The following is an 18,977-nucleotide window of genomic DNA, read 5'->3' as shown; positions in this document are numbered from 1 at the left end:
GCGTTTCCCTTGCTTTTCTTGGTTTCCTCAAACCATGAACGCTAGAGCGGCTGCATCGGGGCTGCAAGCGAATCTCTCGTGTGATCGCGCCGATTTGCCTGCGCACTTGCATTTCGTCGCGCAATTGCCGATATGGACAGCGGGAGGTTGGTGGTGGACGATCCACTCGCCAACCGGGTCAGGTCCGGAAGGAAGCAGCCCTAACGAGCCCGGAACGGGTCATTGTTCCAGCCTCCCACCTCATCGGCCCTCCTCGCGACATTGACGACGCATTGCAGCGCGGGCGAGACTATGCGCAGGAATCGGCGCCTTTGGGCGCGGCCTTTTGGAGCTTAACGGGCGAATGAGCGAAGCCGGAAATTCGGGGCCGAAAAGCCCGGAGAATGGAAAGGCCGCCGCCTACCGCGTGCTGGCGCGCAAATACCGTCCGTCAAATTTTTCCGAGCTGGTCGGCCAGGAGCCGATGGTGCGCACCCTCACCAACGCCTTTGCCGCCGGCCGCATTGCCCAGGCCTGGATGCTGACCGGCGTGCGCGGTGTCGGCAAGACCACCACGGCGCGCATCCTGGCGCGGGCGCTGAACTACAAGACATCGACCGTCGACCAGCCCTCGGTCGATCTCGCCGTCCTCGGCGAGCATTGCCAGGCGATAATGGAAGGCCGCCATGTCGACGTCATCGAAATGGACGCCGCCTCGCACACCGGCATCGACGACATCAGGGACATTATCGAACGCGTGCGCTACGCACCGGTCTCGGCCCGCTACAAGGTCTACATCATCGACGAAGTGCACATGCTGTCGACGCAGGCCTTCAACGGTTTGCTGAAAACGCTGGAAGAGCCGCCGCCGCACGTCAAATTCATTTTCGCCACCACCGAAATCCGCAAGGTTCCGATCACCGTCCTGTCGCGCTGCCAGCGCTTTGATCTCAGGCGCATCGATGCAGGCGCGCTGGTCGCGCATCTGTCCTCGATCGCCGGCAAGGAAGGCATTTCGGTCGACGACGACGCACTGGCGATGATCGCCCGCGCGGCCGAAGGCTCGGCCCGCGATTCGCTCTCCATCCTCGACCAGGCGATCGCGCACGGCGCCGGCGCCGTCAGCGCCGAAGCCGTGCGGGCCATGCTGGGCCTGGCCGACCGCGCCCGCATCGTCGATCTGTTCGAACATGTGATGAAGGGCGACGTGGCGGCGGCACTCGCCGAATTCCGCACCCAATACGACACCGGTGCCGATCCGGCCGCGGTGCTCACCGATCTTGCCGAATTCAACCACCTCGTCACCCGGCTGCGTTTCGTGCCGACCGCCATGGACGATGCATCGCTGTCGCAGGACGAGCGCCAGCGCGGCGCCGATTTTGCCAGGGCGCTCTCGGTCCGCGTGCTGTCGCGGACCTGGCAGATGCTGCTCAAGGGCATTCCCGAGGTGCAGTCCTCCAACCGGCCGGTCAGTGCCGCCGAAATGGTGCTGATCCGGCTGGCGCATGCCGCCGACCTGCCGACGCTGGACGAAGCACTGCGATCGCTGGACGGGGCGGCAACAGTTCAAAATAGTGCGTCGCGACCGAATGGCGCGCCCGCTGGTTCCGGCAACGGCAATGGCGGCGGGACGAGCGCGGTGGCGCAGGCGCGCATGCCATCCGGGTCCGGTGGCGCGCAGACCATGCGGCTGGTCGAGGCCACGCCCGCGCCGGCCGCCTTCGTCGCGCCGCCCGCGCCGTTGTCCGAACCGCAGCATGTGCCGGTCAGGTCGCTGGCCGACATTGTCGCCCTGGCCGATGCGCAGCGCGACATCGCCTTCAAGGTGCTGGTCAAGCGCTGCATCCGCCCGGTGCGCTTCGAGCCGGGCCGCATCGACGTCAGCCTGACCGAGGATGCGCCGAAGCTGCTGCTCAACGATCTGACGACCAAACTGCGCGCCTGGACCGGCCGCAACTGGCTGGTGTCGCTATCGAAGGAAGAGGGCGGCCAGACGCTGGCCGAGATGGAATCGACCAAGCGCGAAAACGCCTTCCTCGATGCCAAGAGCGATCCGACCGTTGCCGCCATTCTGGCGCGCTTTCCCGGCGCCAAGATCATCGACGTGCGCATTCCCGACGCGCCGGAGGTGGACACGACCGAGGCCGAAGTGCCGGTCGAGCCGCCGGCGGATGATGACGAGACCTGATAAACCAAGACAAGGATCGGACCATGAAAGATCTTCTCGGCCTGATGGGCAAGGCGAAGGAAATGCAGGCCAAGTTCCAGGCCATGCAGGACGAGATCGCCACGCTGGAAGCATCCGGCCAGGCTGGCGGCGGCCTGGTCAACGTCACCTTGACCGGAAAGTTCGAGATGAAGTCGCTGAAGATCGACCCGTCTCTGTTCAAGGAGGACGAGGTCGAGATCCTCGAGGACCTGATTCTGGCCGCCCACAATGACGCCAAGGCCAAGGTCGAGCAGATCATGCAGGAAAAGACCAAGGCGCTGACCGCTGGCCTTCCGATTCCGCCGGGAATGAAACTGCCCTTCTGATGCATCTCGCCCAAAGCCATGCGGCGGTTTTGGGTGAGCGGCATGCATGAAAGTTGAACCCAGCGGCGATGCGCCCATGACCGAAGAGCCGTCCGAAAGACTGATCGAACAGCGTATCCGCAACAGGATCTACGAGATTCTGGAAATCCTCGCCGATTGCGATGCCGGCGTCGATATTGTCGGCATCAAGGGCTACTTCTACCTGTTCGAGGATTTCGTGCACCGCCCGTCGATCGAGGCCGGGACGTCGGCGCTTTCGAAGGACGAGCGCGCTGTCGTGCTCGAAATCGCCGAATTCCTCGAGGCGGCTTCCGAAACAAATCCTGATTTCACCAAGGCCGAATTCATCGACAGCGACTGGCCGGGAAAGATCGCGCCGGTGGCCAGGGAAGCACGGGCACTTTTCCTCAGGCGCGGCCTGTTTTCGGAGAAATTCGAGGAACTCGAGCCTGGTCAGCAGGCTGCGACCGCAGCCGGGCGATAGCGATTACCCGGGAAGCGGGACGCGTTTTTCCTCTCGGCAATTGCGGCGAAACCAAGAGAAGTCGGTCATCGCTTTTGTGAAATGACGGTTCGATCTATCTGGAAAGGCTCAAAATTGTGCCTTTTCGGCAACAGTAGGTGGTTAATAACGTTTTGGCCATCATTTTGCCCGAAAGTGTCTCATTCTTGCCGCAGCCTGGGGGCGGGCATCGAAGTGAGAGGGTAACCTGTTGATCGTTACGCGATGGAAGACGCCGCTGTTGCTCGGCGTCATCACGTCTCCCCTGTTTTTGGCTGCCTGCAGCCAGACCACTTCGCACGGCATGTCCGTTGCAGGCCTGACCGATGCCATCACGCCGAGCTTCCTGACGTCACGCGCCTCCAGCCACTCGCCGAAGGACAGGGAGTGCCTGGAACGGGCGATGTTCTTCGAATCCAACCGCTCGAGCCGCGACGGCATGATCGCGGTCGGCACCGTCGTTATGAACCGGCTGCGCTCCGGCAACCACGGCAGCACCATCTGCCAGGTGGTCGGCGAGCCGGGACAGTTCGCTCCGGGCGTCATGACCAGGCCGATGAACTCACGCGCAATGCCCGATGTCGAGGAAGCAGCCGATGCCGTGCTCAAGGGCGAGCGCAAGGCCAAGCTGAAGAACACGATGTATTTCCACACCGCTGGCCTGCGCTTCCCGTACAAGAACATGCACTACACCATGGTTGCCGGCGGCAATGCCTTCTACGAGAAGCGCGGCCGCAACTGGCAGCCGCTGCCCGATGAACCAATGGTTGCCTCCGTGGCGCCTGAAACGGTGAAGCCCGCCGCGCCGGTGACGATGGTTGCCTCGGCCGAACCGCCGCGCCCGGCCAAAACGTCCCGCACCGCTCCGGCGCAACAGGTGTTCATGACCGCGGCAGCGGAACCGGTCCGTCAGCCCAAGACCAAGGCCGCCGCGGTTCAAGAGACCCCAGTTCAACAGACCTACGTGACCGCGGCCGTGGCCCCCACGGCGAAGTCGGCGCGCGTGACCGCGAAGCCGACAATGGTCGCCATGCAGGAGCCGATGGAAGAACCGGATGCCGCCCGTTTCGGCGGAACCTTGAACACCCGCGTCATTTCCTCGGTCCAGGGTGCGCCGCAAGAGGCGGCGATGGGGTTCCAGTCGACGCCTGAGAATACCGACGCCATCGGTGCCATGATCGCCAGCCAGAGCAGGCCGCTCGAGGTCAACTGATTCGCATCGCCACGGCTTCGCGTGGCAGCATGGCGAACGCGGGATGTTCCAAAGCGCTCTGAAAAATCCTAGATCAGAGCGATGTCCAAGCGAATCGCCGGCCCCGAGATCGAACGCCTGATCCAGCTCCTGGCCAAGGTGCCGGGGCTTGGGCCCCGTTCGGCCAGGCGCGCCGCCCTTCATCTGATCAAGAAGAAGGAGCAACTGTTGTCGCCGCTCGCCGCCGCCATGGGCGAGGCGGCCGACAAGGTGCGTATCTGTTCCACTTGCGGCAATGTCGACACATCCGACCCCTGCATGATCTGCACCGATCCGCGCCGCGACGCCGCCACGTTGATCGTTGTCGAGGACGTCTCCGATCTCTGGGCGCTGGAACGGGCAGCCGCCATGAACGTGCGCTACCATGTGCTCGGCGGCACGCTGTCGCCGCTCGACGGTGTCGGCCCCGACCAATTGAACATCCGATCGCTGATCGACCGCGTCGCTGGCGGCGAGGTCAAGGAGGTCATCCTTGCCGTCAACGCAACGGTCGAGGGCCAGACCACAGCGCACTACCTCACCGACCAGCTGTCCGGCTTCGACATCAAGGTGACAAGGCTGGCGCATGGCGTGCCGGTCGGCGGCGAACTCGACTATCTCGACGAGGGTACGCTCGCCGCCGCGCTGCGCTCGCGGACGGCGTTTTGACAAAGTTGCGGGAAAGGATGCGGATCATGACTGTTGCGCATCCTTCCAGGCTGGTGCCAGGCACCGACACAGAACGCGGCCTTCGCCAGTTTTGTCGTATATTCCTGATGACTGCGCTTGCCTTCCTCGTCTTTTCCACGCCCGCCTCGGCAGCCAAGATCGACGACCAGTTCCGTGCCTGGCTGCAGAACGATCTCTGGCCCGAGGCCAAAACCAAAGGCATTTCCAAGCAGACTTTCGATGCCGCCTTTGATGGTATCAAGCCCAATCTGAAGCTGCCCGACCTTGTCATGCCCGGCGAGAAGCCCAAGACGCCGCAGAAGCAGCATCAGGCTGAGTTCGGCTCGCCCGGCGCCTATTTCGCCGAGAAGACGGTTCGTGCTGTGACGTCGGGCGGCCGCGCGCGCGAAGCCGCCAATGCCAGGACGCTTGCCGCGATCGAAAAGCGCTATGGCGTGCCCGGCGAGATCCTTCTGGCGATCTGGGGCCGCGAGACCGGCTTTGGCGCGGCGAAAATGCCCTACGACGCCTTCGAGGTGCTCGGCACCAAGGCGTTCATGTCGACCAAGAAGGATTTCTTCCGCACCGAGCTTTTGGCCGCGCTGGAAATCGTCCAACGCGGCCTCGCCCCCGTCGGCGCGATGAAATCGTCCTGGGCCGGTGCGCTTGGCCAGCCGCAATTCATGCCGACCTCGTTCCTCAAGCACGCCGTTGATTTCGACGGCGACGGACGCGTCGATATCTGGAACTCGACGCCCGACGTGCTCGCCTCGATCGCCAATTATCTCGTCCATTATGGCTGGGTGAGGGGACGCGGCTGGGGTTTCGAGGTGACCGTGCCCGAGAGCGTCTCCTGCTCCCTGGAAGGTCCCGATCAGGGCAAGAAGATATCCGAGTGGGCGGGCATGGGCATCAAGCGCGTCGGCGGCAAGCCGTTTCCGCCGAGCGAGTTGAAGGCGGAGGGTTTCCTGCTGATGCCGGCCGGCCGCAGCGGACCGGCTTTCATCGCCACCCCCAATTTCTATGTGCTGAAGGAATACAACACCAGCGACCTCTACGCGCTGTTCATCGGCCATGGCGCCGACCGCATTGCGCAAGGCGACCGGAATTTTTCCGGCAGCTGGGGTCCGGTCGGCGATCTCCATCGCTCCGACATCGCCGCCCTGCAACGCGCGCTGGAAGCCAAGGGCTATGATGTCGGCAGCGCCGACGGCCTGCCCGGCTTCAAGACCCGCCGCTCGATCGGCAAGTGGCAGACCAAGAATGGCCAGGCCGCGACCTGCTTTCCCGATGCCAGCCTGGTCGCCGCGCTGAAATAGCTGAAAAATTAGCAGATTTTTCTCGTTCGGCTGCCTCGATTGGCCAGGCTGTGCGTCGACGCGCCACCCGCCATTCTGCTCCAATCGGCCATCGCATAAATGCTCATTGCCCGCCGCGAGACCGCTGGATATGCTGTTGACCAATTGGACAAAAACCGCGACGGTAAGGGGTTAGAGGCCGTCCTCTGGTCCGACAAGAATTCTGCAATCCTGAGCCGGGAACTCAGGTCAATAAACCAACAAAACAGGGAACAATCACGATGATGATGGAAAAGTTTGCTCTTCGCTCGCGTGCCTTGCTTGCGGGCGCGGCGATGTCCGCGCTGCTCATTGGCGCAGCACCGGCCTTCGCGGTCACACCCGCCGACACGCTGGTCGAGGGTTTCGCCATCGACGACATCATCTCCATGGATCCGGGCGAAGCGTTCGAGCTGTCGACCGCCGAAGTCACCGGCAACACCTATGACCTGCTGGTCCGCCTCGACCTCAGCGACACCTCCAAGGTCAAGCCCGATCTCGCCGAAAGCTGGACCGTCTCCGACGATGGCCTGACCTACACTTTCAAGCTCAAGCCAGGCCTCAAATTCGCCTCGGGCAATCCGATCACAGCGGCTGACGTCGCCTATTCGTTCGAGCGCGCCGTCAAGCTGGACAAGAGCCCGGCCTTCATCATCGACCAGTTCGGCATCAGCGGCGACAATGTCACCGAAAAGGCCAGGGCAATCGACGACACCACATTCCAGTTCACCGTCGACAAGGCCTACGCGCCGAGCTTCGTGCTGAATTGCCTGTCGGCCACCGTTGCCTCGATCGTCGACGCCAAGCTGGTCAAGGAGCACGTCGCCGCGGTGACGCCGAGCGCCGACTACAAATGGGACAACGACTTCGGCAATGCCTGGTTGAAGACCGGCTATGCCGGCTCCGGCGCCTACAAGCTGCGCGAATGGCGCGCCAACGAGGCTGTCGTTCTCGAGCGCAACGACAATTATCACGGGGACAAGGCCAAACTCGCCCGCGTCATCTACCGCAACATGAAGGAAAGCTCGGCCCAGCGCCTGGCGCTCGAAGCCGGCGATATCGACGTCGCCCGCAACCTCGAGCCGAACGATCTCGACGCCATCGCCAAGAACGCCGACCTCACCTCGACCAGCGCGCCGAAGGGCACGGTCTACTACATCAGCCTCAACCAGAAGAACCCGAAACTCGCCAAGCCGGAAGTGCGCCAGGCGTTCAAATATCTGGTCGACTATGATGCTTTGAGCACCACCATCCTCAAGGGCATCGGCGAGATCCACCAGACCTTCCTGCCCAAGGGCGTGCTCGGCGAACTGGACGAGAACCCGTTCAAGCTCGACGTCGCCAAGGCCAAGGAATTGCTGGCCAAGGCCGGCCTGGCCGACGGCTTCAGCGTAACCATGGACGTACGCACCGGCCAGCCGACCACCGGCATGGCGGAATCGATCCAGCAGACTCTCGGCCAGGCCGGCATCAAGCTGGAGATCATTCCGGGCGACGGCAAGCAGACGCTGACCAAGTACCGCGCCCGCAACCACGACATCTATATCGGCCAGTGGGGCCAGGATTATTTCGATCCGAACTCCAACGCCCAGACCTTTGCGTCCAATCCCGATAATTCGGATGCGGGCAAGACCAAGACGCTGGCCTGGCGCAATGCTTGGGATATTCCGGACCTGACCAAGCAGACGGAAGCGGCCCTGCTGGAGAAGGATTCGGGCAAACGCGCCGACATGTACAAGGACCTCGAGAAGAAGATCCTCGACACCAGCCCGTTCGTCGTCATCCACCAGCAGCTGGAAGTCGCCGGCCTTCGCAAGAACCTCAAGGGCTTCGCGCTCGGCCCGAGCTTCGACACCAATTTCGTCGGGCCGGTCTCGAAAGAATAGCGCCCGCGGACGCGCCGCATGAACGCGGTTGAAAACGAGAGCGGGCGCGGTGGCGCCCGCGCCGTCGCTATTGCGTCGGCGATTGGCCGTTTCCTGGTTATCGCGGTGACGACCTATCTTGGTCTTCTCGCGGTCACCTTCTTCATCGGCCGCGTCATCCCGATCGATCCGGTGCTGGCGGTGCTCGGCGACCGGGCGCCGGCCAATGTCGTGGAGCGCACGCGCCGCGAGATGGGCCTCGACCTGCCGCTGATCGAGCAGTTCTACATCTATGTGAAAAATGCCCTGAGCGGTGATTTCGGCACCTCGGTGCTGACCACCAACCCGGTCATGACCGACATTCGCCGCGCGCTTCCGGCGACCACGGAACTGGCGACACTGGGGACGCTGATTGGCGCGCTGTTCGGCGTGCCGCTCGGCGTGCTGGCCGCGGTCAGACGCGGCAGCATCATCGACCAGATCGTGCGCGTCATCGGCCTGATCGGCTATTCCGTGCCGATCTTCTGGCTCGGCCTGCTTGGTCTCGTTCTGTTCTATGCCAAGCTGCAATGGGTGGCTTTTCCGGCCCGCCTCGACGTCGTCTACGAATACACCTTCACGCCGATCACTGGATTCTACCTTCTCGATTCGGCGATGCAGGGGCAGTGGGATGTCTTCTGGGATGCCTTCCGCCACATCATCCTGCCTGCCTCGCTGCTCGGCTATTTCTCGCTCGCCTATATCAGCCGCATGACGCGCTCGTTCATGCTCAACGAACTGGCACAGGAATACATCGTCGCCGCGCGCGCCAAGGGCCTGTCGGAAACCCGCATCATCTGGGGCCATGCGCTGCGCAATGCAGCGGTGCCGATGGTCACGGTGATCGCGCTTTCCTATGCCGGGCTGCTCGAAGGCTCGGTGCTGACCGAGACCGTCTTCTCCTGGCCGGGCATCGGCCTCTACATCACCAATTCGCTGCAGAATGCCGACATGAACGCCGTGCTCGGCGGCACCATCGTCATCGGCTCGGTTTTCATCGGCATCAACCTTCTGTCCGATCTTCTCTACCGCGTGCTCGATCCGAGGACGAAGACAGGATGAGCACAGACACCATCCAGAGCCGTCGAGACTGGCTGCTCAGCGAGCGGCCGGCCTCGCGCATGCAGGCAAGGCTTGGCCGTGCCTATGTCGCGTGGCGGCGCTTTTCCGCCAACCGGCTGGCTTTTGTCGGCCTGCTGATCATCATCGCCTTGCTGGTCATTGCCGCGCTCGCCGGCGTGCTGGCGCCCTATTCGCCGACATTCGGCGACCTGAAGAACGCGCGGCTACTGGCGCCGAGCGCCGAGCATTGGTTCGGCACCGACGACCTCGGCCGCGATATCCTGTCGCGCATCCTCTACGGCTCGCGCTGGACGCTCTATGTCGTCATCCTGGTCGCCATCATCGCCGCGCCCATCGGCTTGCTGGTCGGCACCGTTGCCGGTTACGCCGGCGGCTGGACCGATGCCATACTGATGCGCATCACGGATATCTTCCTCGCCTTCCCGAAGCTGGTTCTGGCGCTGGCCTTCGTCGCGGCGCTCGGCCCGGGGATCGAGAATGCCGTGCTTGCCATCGCCATCACCTCCTGGCCGCCCTATGCGCGAATAGCCCGCGCGGAAACGCTGACGGTGCGCAATTCCGATTACATCAAGGCGGTGCAACTGATGGGCGCTTCGCCCTTCCGCATCGTGCTGCGCCACATCATGCCGCTCTGCATCTCCTCGCTGATCGTGCGCGTGACGCTCGACATGGCCGGCATCATCCTCACCGCCGCAGGCCTCGGTTTCCTCGGCCTCGGCGCGCAGCCGCCGTTGCCCGAATGGGGCACGATGATCGCGTCCGGCCGCCGCTTCATCCTCGATCAATGGTGGGTGGCCGGCGCCCCAGGCTTCGCCATCCTCATCGTCAGCCTGGGCTTCAATCTGCTTGGCGATGGCCTGCGCGACGCGCTTGATCCCCGGAGCGGTGACCAATGAGCGGCACGCTGCTTGAAGTCGACGATCTTCGGGTCGATTTTCCGACCCGCACCGGCCTGGTCGAGGCCGTGCGCGGCGTTTCCTTTACGCTCGGCCGCGAACGCCTCGGCATTGTCGGCGAGTCCGGCTCGGGCAAGTCGCAGACCGGCCGCGCCATTATGGGCCTGACGCCGCCGCAGGCCAGGATATCGGCGAAGAAATTGGCTTTCGACGGCATCGACCTGCTCGGCATCTCGCCACGCCAGCGTCGGGCGCTGCGGGGTAACCGCATCGCCATGATCCTGCAGGATCCGAAATATTCGCTCGACCCGGTGATGAGCATCGGCCGCCAGATCGTCGAGACTTTGCGCACGCATGAAAAGGTCTCCAAGGCCGAGGCGCGCGAACGGGCGCTGGCCATGCTGGAGGCGGTGCAGATCCGCGATCCCAAACGCGTCTTCGACCTGCATCCGCACGAAGTGTCCGGCGGCATGGGCCAGCGCGCCATGATCGCCATGATGCTGATCGCCGGGCCGGAAATGATGATCGCCGACGAACCGACTTCGGCGCTCGACGTCACCGTGCAGCTCGACGTGCTCGGCATCCTCGATAAATTGGTCAGCGATCGTGGCATGGGGCTGATCTTCATTTCGCATGATCTGCGCCTGGTGTCGTCCTTCTGCGACCGCGTCATCGTCATGTATGCCGGCAAGGTGGTCGAGCAGCTCAAGGCCTCCGAACTCGGCCAGGCCCAGCATCCCTACACGCGCGGCCTGCTCAACTGCATGCCCAGGATCGGCTTCGAGCGCCACCCGCTGCCGGTGCTCGACCGCAAGCCGGAGTGGGCTGCATGACGGCTGCGATCACCATCGACGGGCTGGAAGTGATCTTCGACCGGTTTCGCGCGCTGAAAGGCGTCAGCCTCGAAGTCAGGTCAGGCGAGTCCTTCGGCCTGGTCGGTGAGAGCGGTTCCGGCAAATCGACGCTGCTGAGGGCCATCGCCGGCCTTGCGCCGGTCGCTTCGGGCAGCATCACCGTCAACGGCAAGACGCTTGGCGCCCGCCGCGACAAGGCCTTCTACCGCGAAGTGCAGATGGTCTTCCAGGATCCGTATGGCTCGCTGCATCCGCGCCAGACCGTCGACCGCCTGCTGCAGGAACCGCTTGCCATCCACGGCTTTGCCGATGGCGAAAAGCGCATCGAACGCGCGCTCGACGAGGTCGGCCTCGGCAACGGCTTTCGCTTCCGCTATGCGCACCAATTGTCGGGCGGCCAGCGCCAGCGCGTGGCGATCGCGCGTGCGCTCATCCTCGAGCCGTCGATCCTGCTGCTCGACGAGCCGACCTCGGCGCTCGATGCCTCGGTGCAGGCCGAAGTGCTCAACCTGTTGGAAGAGGTCCGCCGGCGGCGCAAGCTGACCTTCCTGATGGTCAGCCACGACCTCGCCATCATCACCCATATGTGCGAGCGGCTGATGGTGATGCAAAGCGGCCAGGCGGTGGAGAATCTCACGGCGGCGCAACTTGTCGCGCACCGCGTGACGGAGGACTATACGCGCAATCTGCTCAGGGCGAGCGAGGGGTTTGTGAGAACCGCCTGAGTTTGTTCTTCCTGTGCACAGACCAACCGTCTTCGGGGAATTCCATGGTGGAATGGAAGTTTGCAGATCCACCCAACGTCGCGGTGCTATCGGACAGGAGCATATTCAAATCTGACGACTGGATCGCATACGTCGTGCATGAAGCTGACGACGACGATGTCTGCAATGATGAAGGCGGCAGTTGGCAATTTCACAGCAGCGACACGCAAAATCGCGATGAACGCGAGATAATGCTCGTCAGCCTCCAAAATGTGCTTCAGAGGGATGAGAGCATCCTGGAATTGGCTGATTTGCCAAAAGGTTGGCATGCTTGGCGTACTTCCAAATCGTCGCCGTGGCAGCGCGCCAAATCGCTCCCTGTACCCTCCAACGATAACGAGTGATACGGCAGGGTCTTAAGTCGAACTTTGCGCCAGTTCGCCGTTCTCCGGAGCGGTTGATTTGTCCCCTTGCATCGGCTCCTTGATCCGGAACCACGTCACATAAAGCGCCGGCAGGAACAGCAGCGTGATCGCCGTACCGGCGATGATACCGCCCATCATGGCGTAGGCCATCGGTCCCCAGAACACTTCGCGCGCGATCGGGATGAGTGCCAGGCTCGCCGCGGCCGCGGTCAGCGCGATCGGCCGCATGCGATGTTCCGTGGCCTCGATGACGGCCGCCCAGCGGTCCTTGCCCTCGGCGACGAGGTCTTCGATCTGCACGATCAGGATGACCGAGTTGCGGATCAGGATGCCGATCAGCGCCAGCACGCCGAGGATGGCGACGAAGCCGAGCGGCGCCCTGCTCGGCACCAGGGCAGCCACCACGCCGATCAGCCCGAGCGGCGCCACCGCCACCACCAGGAACAGGCGCTGGAAGCTCTGCAACTGGATCATCAGGATGGTGGCCATGACGAAAAGCATCAGAGGCACCACGGCCGCTATCGGACCCTGGCTCTTGGCGCTTTCCTCGACCGAGCCGGCGGTCGCGACCGAATAGCCCGGCGGCAGCTTGGCGATGAAGGCATCGACCGATGGCTTCAACTCGTTGACCACGGTGGCCGGCAGCGTGTCGCCGACCAGCCCGGCGCGCACGGTGATCGTCGGGATGCGGTCGCGCCGCCACACCGTGGGCTGCTCGAGCTCGTAGCGGAAGTTGGCTACCGCCGCGAGCGGGATGGCCTCGCCGGTGCTGGTCGGCAGCTGCATGTTCTGCAGCGTCCCGATCGAGCCGCGTTCGGCGTCGCGTGAGCGCGCCACGACATTGATCAGATAGGTGGCGTCGCGCACCTGCGTGATGGTGGCGCCCCCGACCGTGCTGTTGAGCGCGCTGGCGATATCGGAAGAGGTGATCCCGAGCTGGCGCGCCTTGTCCTGCAGCACGTCGACCCGCAGCACGCGCTGCGGTTCGTTCCAATCGAAAGTGGGTGCCGCCAGCTTCGGATTGGCCGAGATCACGCCGGCGAATTGCTGTGCCAGCTCGCGCACGGTCTGGATATCGGGACCGCCGACACGGTACTGCACCGGACGGCCGACGGGCGGTCCGAGCTCGAGCAATTTGACGAAGGCGTCGGTGCCGACGAACTCCTCGCGCAACAGCTTCTCCAGCGCCGGCTTGACCCGGTTGCGCGCCTCGACGCTCTTGGTGACGATCACCGTCTGGCCGAAATAGGGGTTGGCCGGCTGCACGTCGTAGGCCAGCACGAAGCGCACCGCGCCCTGGCCGATATAGGACGAGAAATGGTCGATGTCGGGATTGCCGACCAGCGCCCGCTGCTCGAAGCGCTCCATCTGGTCGCGCGTCTCGGCGATCGAGGAATTCTGCGGCAGGTTCCAGTCGACGATCAGCTCGGGCCGGTCGGAGGGCGGGAAGAACTGCTGCTGGACGAGACCGAAGCCGGCGATCGAGGCGGCAAACAACAGCACCGTGGCGATGATCGTCAGCCAGTGGTGACGCACCGAGCCGACAAGCACGCGCCGGAAAAGCGAGGTGAAGCGTCCCGGCTGGTCGTGGTGTTTGGTCTTCATCGTCGCCGGCAGGATGGTGACGCCGAGCAGCGGCGCGAACAGCACCGCCACGATCCATGACACCAGAAGTGATACGGCGATGACGACGAACAGCGTGAAGGTGTATTCGCCGGCGGCACTTGAGTTGAGGCCGATCGGGATGAAGCCGGCAACCGTCACCAGCGTGCCGGTCAGCATCGGAAAGGCGGTCGAGGTGTAGACATAGGTCGCCGCCTTGCGCAGATTGTCGCCGACCTCCAGCCGCGCCACCATCATCTCGACGGCGATCATGGCGTCATCGACCAAAAGGCCGAGCGCGATGATCAGCGCGCCGAGCGAAATGCGCTGCAGCGAAATGCCGAGATAGGCCATGACCGTGAAGGTGATGGCCAGCACCAGCGGGATCGACAGCGCCACGACGAAGCCGGCGCGCATGCCGAGGCTGATGAACGACACCGCGAGCACGATGGCCACCGCCTCGAACAGGGCGCGGGTAAAGCCCGAAACCGCCTCCTCGACGATGACCGGCTGGTCGGCCACCAGATGCACGCCGACGCCGACCGGCAGGTCGGCCAGCACCTTGTTCATCTCCTCATGCAGCGCCTCGCCGAACTGCAGCAGATTGGCGTTCGGCTTCATGCCGATGGCGAGCCCGATCGCGTCCTGGCCGTTGAAGCGGAACAGCGCCGTCGGCGGATCGGCATAGCCGCGCGTGATCGTCGCCACGTCGCTCAGCCGGAAGAAGCGGTCGTTGACGCGCAGGTTGATGGCGCGAAGGCTGTCCTCGGAGGTGAACTGGCCGCCGACGCGCACGCTGATGCGTTCGGGGCCGGACTGGATGACACCGGACGGTGTGATAGCGTTCTGCGCCTGCAGGCTTGCCACGATCGCCTGCTGGTTGAGGCCAAGGGCGGCGATCTGGCGCGTCGAGAATTCGAGATAGATGGCTTCGTCCTGTGCGCCGACGAGATCGACCTTGCCGGCATTCGGCACGGTCAGGATCTTGGTGCGGACGTCCTCGACATAATCGCGCAATTGGCGCGGCGTCAGCCCGTCCGAGGTGAAGGCGTAGATGTTGCCGTAGACGTCGCCGAAACGGTCATTGAAGAACGGCCCCTGCACGCCTTGCGGAAACTGCGCCCTGATGTCGTTGACCATGTTGCGCACCTGAAGCCAGTTCGGCACGACATCGCGCGCTTTGGTGGTGTCTTTCAGGTTGACGAAGATGACGGTCTGGCCGGCCGTGGTGACGGATTTGGTATAGTCGAGGCTGTCGAGTTCCTCGAGCTTCTTCTCGATGCGGTCGGTTACTTGCTGCACCGTCTCCTTGACCGACGCGCCCGGCCAGTTGGCCTGGATGATCATCGTCTTGATGGTGAAGTTGGGGTCTTCCTCACGGCCGAGATTGAGGTAGGAGAAGATGCCGGCCACCACGAAGACCAGCATGAAATACCAGACCATGGAGCGGTGGCTGAGCGCCCAGTCGGAGAGATTGAAGCCCTTCATCAGACGCCATCCTCCGGCACTTTGACCTTCTGGCCTTCGCTCAGGCTGTGGACGCCAGCGGTGACGACGCGCATGCCGGCGTCAAGCCCTTCGGCCACCGTGAAAGTGTCGGCATTCTTCGACGCGACCTTGATGTCGCGCGTGCTTACGCTCGATGTCTGCGGATCGACGATCCAGACCTTGTCGGAGCCGTTCTTTTCCAGCAGCGCCGACATGGGCAGTTCGATCGTTGGCGCCACCTTGGTCATGCGGGTCGCCGTCACCGTCGAGCCGAGCCGGAAGGCCTGCGGCGGATCGATGAGCGTCAGCTTGACGCGCCGGGTGCGGGTCGAGCCTTCGGCCTGCGGCGCGATCTCGCGCAGCTTGGCCTGGGTCTCGATCGTCGGCAGCGATTGCAGGATGACCTGGAACGGCGTGCCGGTGGTGAGATCGCCGGTCAGCTGATCGGGAATATCGACCACCGCTTCGCGCAGATCCGAGCGCGCCACGGTGACGACGGTCTGGCCGGCCGAGACGGTCTGTCCGACCTCTGCGCCGACAGCGGTGACGACGCCGTCGAAATCCGAGAACAGCCTGGCATAGCCAAGCTGCTCCTGCGATTTGGCCAGCGCAGCCTTGGCCCGCTCGACATTGGCCTCCGCGGCCTTGCGTGCCTGCTGCGCGGCATCGAAGACGGCCTGCGAGGCGTTGGCCGAGGCGAGCAACTGGCGCTGGCGCTCCTCGCTGGCGGCGGCGTTGGCGAACTGTGCCTCGGCATTGGAGAGCTCGGCCTTGGCCGCCTGGACGGCCAGCTCCAGCGCTGTCGGGTCGAGTGCCGCGATCGTCGTGCCCTTGGTGACGATGTCGCCCACCTTGACGTCGCGCGAGACGACACGGCCAAGCAGGCGGAAGGCAAGGTCGGCGCTGACCTGCGGCTCGACCGAGCCGGCAAAGCCGAAGGTTTGCGTGGTGCGCGGCTCGACCACGACCGACAGCACCGGCCGGGTGACCTCCGGCGGCTTTTGCTCCGACTTGGAGCAGGCGGCGAGCGCGCCAAGGGCGAACAGGCCAAGCATGACGTGCGGCAGCCGGTTCATTGGCCCGCTCCCGATATTTCGACCGTCTGGCCAGGACTGAGCAACTGCCCGCCCGCGGTCACGACGCTTTGGCCCTCATTCAGTCCGCCGGCGATGACGACCGTGCCCGAATCGAAGGCCAGCACCTCGACCGGCGCCGTTGTCACCGCCTTGGTCGAGGGATCGACGATCCAGACCGCCGGCTTGCCGGCGCTGGATGTCAGCGCTTGCCAGGGCAGCAGGATCGCCTTCGCCGGCTTGGCGCTGACCGAGCCGATGACGGCTGCCCCCAGCGGCATGCCGGCTGGCGTGTCGGCAATGCCGACCTTGACCCGGATTGAGCCGGAGGCCTGGTCGACCGCCGGCGAGATTTCGCGCACCTTGCCTGTTGCCCTCACCTGCGGGTCGGACAACAACGTGATCGTCACCGCCGGCGAGGCCGGCGTCTTGGCGACCAGCGTCTCCTGCACGTTGAACACCGCATCACGGTCACCGTCCTCGGCGACCGTGAAGACGGTCTGTGCCGCCTGCACCACCTGACCGGCTTCGACCTGGCGGGCGGTAATGACGCCGGGCGCGCCCGCCTTGAGCTCGGTGAAGGACAGGTTTTGCTGGGCGTTGGCGAATGCGCTCTGCGCGGCATCGACGCTGCCTTGCGCCACCTTCAGCGCCTGGTCTGCGGCGTCATAGTCGCGCCTGGTGGTGAAGCCCTGGGCAAGCAGCGTCTTCTGCCGCTCGAAGGCGGCGGCGGACTGGGTCAGCTGCGCTTTTGCTGCGTCAAGATCGGCTTGTGCGGAGCGCAGATCGGATTGCTGCTCCTGCGGATCGATACGGGCAAGCACCGCGCCTTGGTCGACATGCTGGCCGACATCGACAAGCCGCTCGGCAATGCGGCCGCCAACCCGGAACGACAGATTGTTCAGCGTGCGCGCCGCGATCACCCCGGTCAGCGAGGTTCTCGGCGCATAGTCGGCCATCGCCACCGTTTCGGTGCGCACCATGATCGGCAGTTTCTTGTCCGCCGCTTCCTGCTTCTGGCAGCCGGCCAGCAGCGATGCGGCTGCGCAGAGGCACATTGCCGAGGCGATTGGAAATGACAAAAGGCGGGAGGTTCTGACGGATGGCGGCGAGACGGACGATGTCGCGTTCCTGCTCATGGGCTCCCCAGCCGCGGGTCGCTCGCTGATCGCGACGCCTCGCGGATGTCAGGAGGATAATCGATCCCCGGAAAAAGGAAACCGGCCTCGTACGCGTATCGCCCGACTGGTTAAGGGCGGGATCTTCCCGCCGCAGGCCCAATCGCCCGCCAGTGGTGCCGACTTGAGGAAAACGTGAAATAAGGTCAGAAGACATCTGATCAACGAGGACGGGCGCCGGCCCGATGAGGGATATCATGAAGAATTCAGCCATTTCCGAACGCAAGAACCAGTCGATCTCGCGCGGCGTCGGCATGACCACGCAGATTTACGCCGACCGGGCTGAGAATTCGGAAATCTGGGACGTCGAGGGCCGCCGCTACATCGACTTCTCCTCGGGCATCGCCGTCGTCAACACCGGCCACCGCCATCCCAAGGTGATCGAAGCGGTCAAGGCACAGCTCGACCGTTTCACCCACACCTGCCACCAGGTCGTGCCCTATGAGAGCTATGTGCGGCTGGCAGAGCGGCTGAACGCCATGCTGCCCGGCAAGTTCGAGAAGAAGACGATCTTCGTCACCACCGGCGCCGAGGCGGTCGAGAACGCCATCAAGATCGCCCGCAACGCCACCGGACGCCCGGCGGTCATCGCCTTCGCCGGCGGCTTCCATGGCCGCACCTTCATGGGCATGGCGCTGACCGGCAAGGTCGTGCCCTACAAGGTCGGCTTCGGCGCCATGCCGGGCGACGTCTACCACGCGCCGTTCCCGGTGCCGCTGCACGGTGTATCGGTTGCCGATTCGCTGGCCGCGCTCGACCGGCTGTTCAAGGCCGATGTCGATCCGGCCCGCGTCGCCGCCATCATCGTCGAGCCTGTGCAGGGCGAGGGCGGCTTCTACGAGGCGCCGCGCGAATTCCTGAGTGCGCTGCGTAAGCTGTGCGACCAGCACGGCATGCTTTTGATCGCCGACGAGGTGCAGACCGGCTTTGCCCGCACCGGCAAGATGTTCGCCATGGATCACCATGAAGTCGCCGCCGACATCACCACCATGGCCAAGAGCCTGGCTGGCGGCTTCCCGTTGTCGGCCGTCACCGGCCGCGCCGAGATCATGGATGCGCCCGGCCCCGGTGGCCTCGGCGGCACCTATGGCGGGAGCCCGATCGGCGTTGCCGCCGCGCACGCGGTTCTCGACGTGATCGAGGACGAAAAGCTGTGCGACCGCGCCAACACGCTGGGCGCGCGGTTGAAGCAGCGCCTGCAGTCGATCCGCGACGACGTGCCCGAGATCGTCGACATCAGGGGCCTTGGCTTCATGAACGCGGTCGAGTTCAACGACGTCAAGAAGGGCCTGCCCTCGGCCGAGATCGCCAACGCCATCCGGCTGAAGGCGCTCGACAAGGGTCTGATCCTGCTGACCTGCGGCGTCTACGGCAACGTCATCCGCTTCCTGGCGCCGATCACCATCCAGGACGAGGTCATGAACGAGGCGCTCGACATCCTGGAAAGCTCGATCCGCGAAGTCTGCGCTGCCTGAACCTCTTTACCTCCCCCTCGTGGGGAGGTCGGACCGCAGGTC

Annotated in this window: 16 protein-coding genes and 1 other RNA gene; 14 read left to right on the top strand and 3 right to left on the bottom strand. The window is 64.1% G+C overall.

Annotation, left to right across the window (positions count from 1 at the left end; genetic code table 11):
• Positions 1–142 precede the first annotated feature (142 nt).
• The 13 genes from ffs (at position 143) to AC1DPX_RS00715 (ending at position 12,098) form a co-directional block, all read left to right on the top strand.
• Positions 143–239, top strand: an RNA gene (ffs, locus tag AC1DPX_RS00775) — signal recognition particle sRNA small type.
• A gap of 104 nt (positions 240–343) precedes the next feature.
• Complete coding sequence (locus AC1DPX_RS00770) at positions 344–2,167, top strand: DNA polymerase III subunit gamma/tau (protein ID WP_477233903.1); 1,824 nt, start codon at positions 344–346, stop codon at positions 2,165–2,167.
• Positions 2,168–2,190: 23 nt separating this feature from the next.
• A complete protein-coding gene (locus AC1DPX_RS00765) occupies positions 2,191–2,514 on the top strand; it encodes a YbaB/EbfC family nucleoid-associated protein (protein ID WP_477233901.1) in 324 nt (107 codons plus the stop codon).
• Positions 2,515–2,590: 76 nt separating this feature from the next.
• Positions 2,591–2,998, top strand: a complete 408-nt coding sequence (locus tag AC1DPX_RS00760; protein ID WP_477235710.1) for a hypothetical protein — start codon at positions 2,591–2,593, stop codon at positions 2,996–2,998.
• Positions 2,999–3,227: 229 nt separating this feature from the next.
• On the top strand, positions 3,228–4,229 hold the full coding sequence (locus AC1DPX_RS00755) for a cell wall hydrolase (protein WP_477233899.1): 1,002 nt from the start codon (positions 3,228–3,230) through the stop codon (positions 4,227–4,229).
• A gap of 81 nt (positions 4,230–4,310) precedes the next feature.
• Positions 4,311–4,916 carry a recombination mediator RecR gene (gene recR, locus AC1DPX_RS00750; RefSeq protein WP_202356362.1) on the top strand — a complete coding sequence of 202 codons (606 nt, stop codon included), beginning with the start codon at positions 4,311–4,313 and terminating at the stop codon, positions 4,914–4,916.
• A 26-nt stretch (positions 4,917–4,942) separates the two neighbouring features.
• Positions 4,943–6,235, top strand: coding sequence for a lytic murein transglycosylase (locus AC1DPX_RS00745; RefSeq protein WP_477233897.1), 1,293 nt, complete (start codon positions 4,943–4,945; stop codon positions 6,233–6,235).
• Positions 6,236–6,495: 260 nt separating this feature from the next.
• Complete coding sequence (locus AC1DPX_RS00740; protein WP_477233895.1) at positions 6,496–8,139, top strand: ABC transporter substrate-binding protein; 1,644 nt, start codon at positions 6,496–6,498, stop codon at positions 8,137–8,139.
• An 18-nt stretch (positions 8,140–8,157) separates the two neighbouring features.
• On the top strand, positions 8,158–9,219 hold the full coding sequence (locus tag AC1DPX_RS00735; RefSeq protein ID WP_477233893.1) for an ABC transporter permease: 1,062 nt from the start codon (positions 8,158–8,160) through the stop codon (positions 9,217–9,219).
• Positions 9,216–10,136 (top strand): nickel transporter permease, encoded by a 921-nt coding sequence (gene nikC / locus AC1DPX_RS00730; RefSeq protein ID WP_095198405.1) that lies wholly within the window; start codon positions 9,216–9,218, stop codon positions 10,134–10,136. The genes AC1DPX_RS00735 and nikC overlap by 4 nt, the downstream gene beginning before the upstream one ends.
• Positions 10,133–10,969 (top strand): ABC transporter ATP-binding protein, encoded by an 837-nt coding sequence (locus AC1DPX_RS00725; protein WP_477233891.1) that lies wholly within the window; start codon positions 10,133–10,135, stop codon positions 10,967–10,969. The genes nikC and AC1DPX_RS00725 overlap by 4 nt, the downstream gene beginning before the upstream one ends.
• Positions 10,966–11,715 (top strand): ABC transporter ATP-binding protein, encoded by a 750-nt coding sequence (locus AC1DPX_RS00720; protein ID WP_202356357.1) that lies wholly within the window; start codon positions 10,966–10,968, stop codon positions 11,713–11,715. The genes AC1DPX_RS00725 and AC1DPX_RS00720 overlap by 4 nt, the downstream gene beginning before the upstream one ends.
• A 44-nt stretch (positions 11,716–11,759) precedes the next feature.
• Entirely contained in the window at positions 11,760–12,098 is a 339-nt protein-coding gene (locus tag AC1DPX_RS00715; protein ID WP_202356356.1) for an immunity protein Imm33 domain-containing protein, read from the top strand.
• A gap of 12 nt (positions 12,099–12,110) precedes the next feature.
• Here the strand turns inward: AC1DPX_RS00715 and AC1DPX_RS00710 are convergent, their stop codons facing one another.
• From AC1DPX_RS00710 to AC1DPX_RS00700, 3 genes are read right to left on the bottom strand one after another with little or no spacing between them, the layout of a single operon-like run.
• Positions 12,111–15,209, bottom strand: coding sequence for an efflux RND transporter permease subunit (locus AC1DPX_RS00710; RefSeq protein ID WP_477233889.1), 3,099 nt, complete (start codon positions 15,207–15,209; stop codon positions 12,111–12,113).
• Entirely contained in the window at positions 15,209–16,285 is a 1,077-nt protein-coding gene (locus AC1DPX_RS00705; RefSeq protein WP_477233887.1) for an efflux RND transporter periplasmic adaptor subunit, read from the bottom strand. The genes AC1DPX_RS00710 and AC1DPX_RS00705 overlap by 1 nt, the downstream gene beginning before the upstream one ends.
• Positions 16,282–17,421 carry an efflux RND transporter periplasmic adaptor subunit gene (locus tag AC1DPX_RS00700; protein ID WP_202356354.1) on the bottom strand — a complete coding sequence of 380 codons (1,140 nt, stop codon included), beginning with the start codon at positions 17,419–17,421 and terminating at the stop codon, positions 16,282–16,284. Before AC1DPX_RS00700 ends, AC1DPX_RS00705 begins: the two co-directional genes overlap by 4 nt.
• Before the next feature lie 236 nt (positions 17,422–17,657).
• Here AC1DPX_RS00700 and AC1DPX_RS00695 point away from each other — a divergent pair, with 236 nt between their 5' ends.
• Positions 17,658–18,935, top strand: coding sequence for a 4-aminobutyrate--2-oxoglutarate transaminase (locus tag AC1DPX_RS00695; RefSeq protein ID WP_202356353.1), 1,278 nt, complete (start codon positions 17,658–17,660; stop codon positions 18,933–18,935).
• Positions 18,936–18,977 lie beyond the last annotated feature (42 nt).

This window comes from Mesorhizobium sp. 01N446 (genome assembly GCF_056399285.1).
The sequence above is the reverse complement of the archived record's forward strand: the minus strand, read 5'-3'. Positions and strand labels throughout refer to the sequence as shown.

Bases quoted from the DNA above. Each gene is read 5' to 3' on its own strand.
- AC1DPX_RS00725 (WP_477233891.1), top strand. From the start codon at position 10,133: ATGAGCGGCACGCTGCTTGAAGTCGACGATCTTCGGGTCGATTTTCCG.
- AC1DPX_RS00740 (WP_477233895.1), top strand. From the start codon at position 6,496: ATGATGATGGAAAAGTTTGCTCTTCGCTCGCGTGCCTTGCTTGCGGGC.
- nikC (WP_095198405.1), top strand. From the start codon at position 9,216: ATGAGCACAGACACCATCCAGAGCCGTCGAGACTGGCTGCTCAGCGAG.
- AC1DPX_RS00700 (WP_202356354.1), bottom strand. From the start codon at position 17,421: ATGAGCAGGAACGCGACATCGTCCGTCTCGCCGCCATCCGTCAGAACC.
- recR (WP_202356362.1), top strand. From the start codon at position 4,311: ATGTCCAAGCGAATCGCCGGCCCCGAGATCGAACGCCTGATCCAGCTC.
- AC1DPX_RS00735 (WP_477233893.1), top strand. From the start codon at position 8,158: ATGAACGCGGTTGAAAACGAGAGCGGGCGCGGTGGCGCCCGCGCCGTC.
- AC1DPX_RS00695 (WP_202356353.1), top strand. From the start codon at position 17,658: ATGAAGAATTCAGCCATTTCCGAACGCAAGAACCAGTCGATCTCGCGC.
- AC1DPX_RS00760 (WP_477235710.1), top strand. From the start codon at position 2,591: ATGACCGAAGAGCCGTCCGAAAGACTGATCGAACAGCGTATCCGCAAC.
- AC1DPX_RS00765 (WP_477233901.1), top strand. From the start codon at position 2,191: ATGAAAGATCTTCTCGGCCTGATGGGCAAGGCGAAGGAAATGCAGGCC.
- AC1DPX_RS00715 (WP_202356356.1), top strand. From the start codon at position 11,760: ATGGTGGAATGGAAGTTTGCAGATCCACCCAACGTCGCGGTGCTATCG.
- AC1DPX_RS00710 (WP_477233889.1), bottom strand. From the start codon at position 15,209: ATGAAGGGCTTCAATCTCTCCGACTGGGCGCTCAGCCACCGCTCCATG.
- AC1DPX_RS00720 (WP_202356357.1), top strand. From the start codon at position 10,966: ATGACGGCTGCGATCACCATCGACGGGCTGGAAGTGATCTTCGACCGG.
- AC1DPX_RS00745 (WP_477233897.1), top strand. From the start codon at position 4,943: ATGACTGTTGCGCATCCTTCCAGGCTGGTGCCAGGCACCGACACAGAA.
- AC1DPX_RS00770 (WP_477233903.1), top strand. From the start codon at position 344: ATGAGCGAAGCCGGAAATTCGGGGCCGAAAAGCCCGGAGAATGGAAAG.
- AC1DPX_RS00705 (WP_477233887.1), bottom strand. From the start codon at position 16,285: ATGAACCGGCTGCCGCACGTCATGCTTGGCCTGTTCGCCCTTGGCGCG.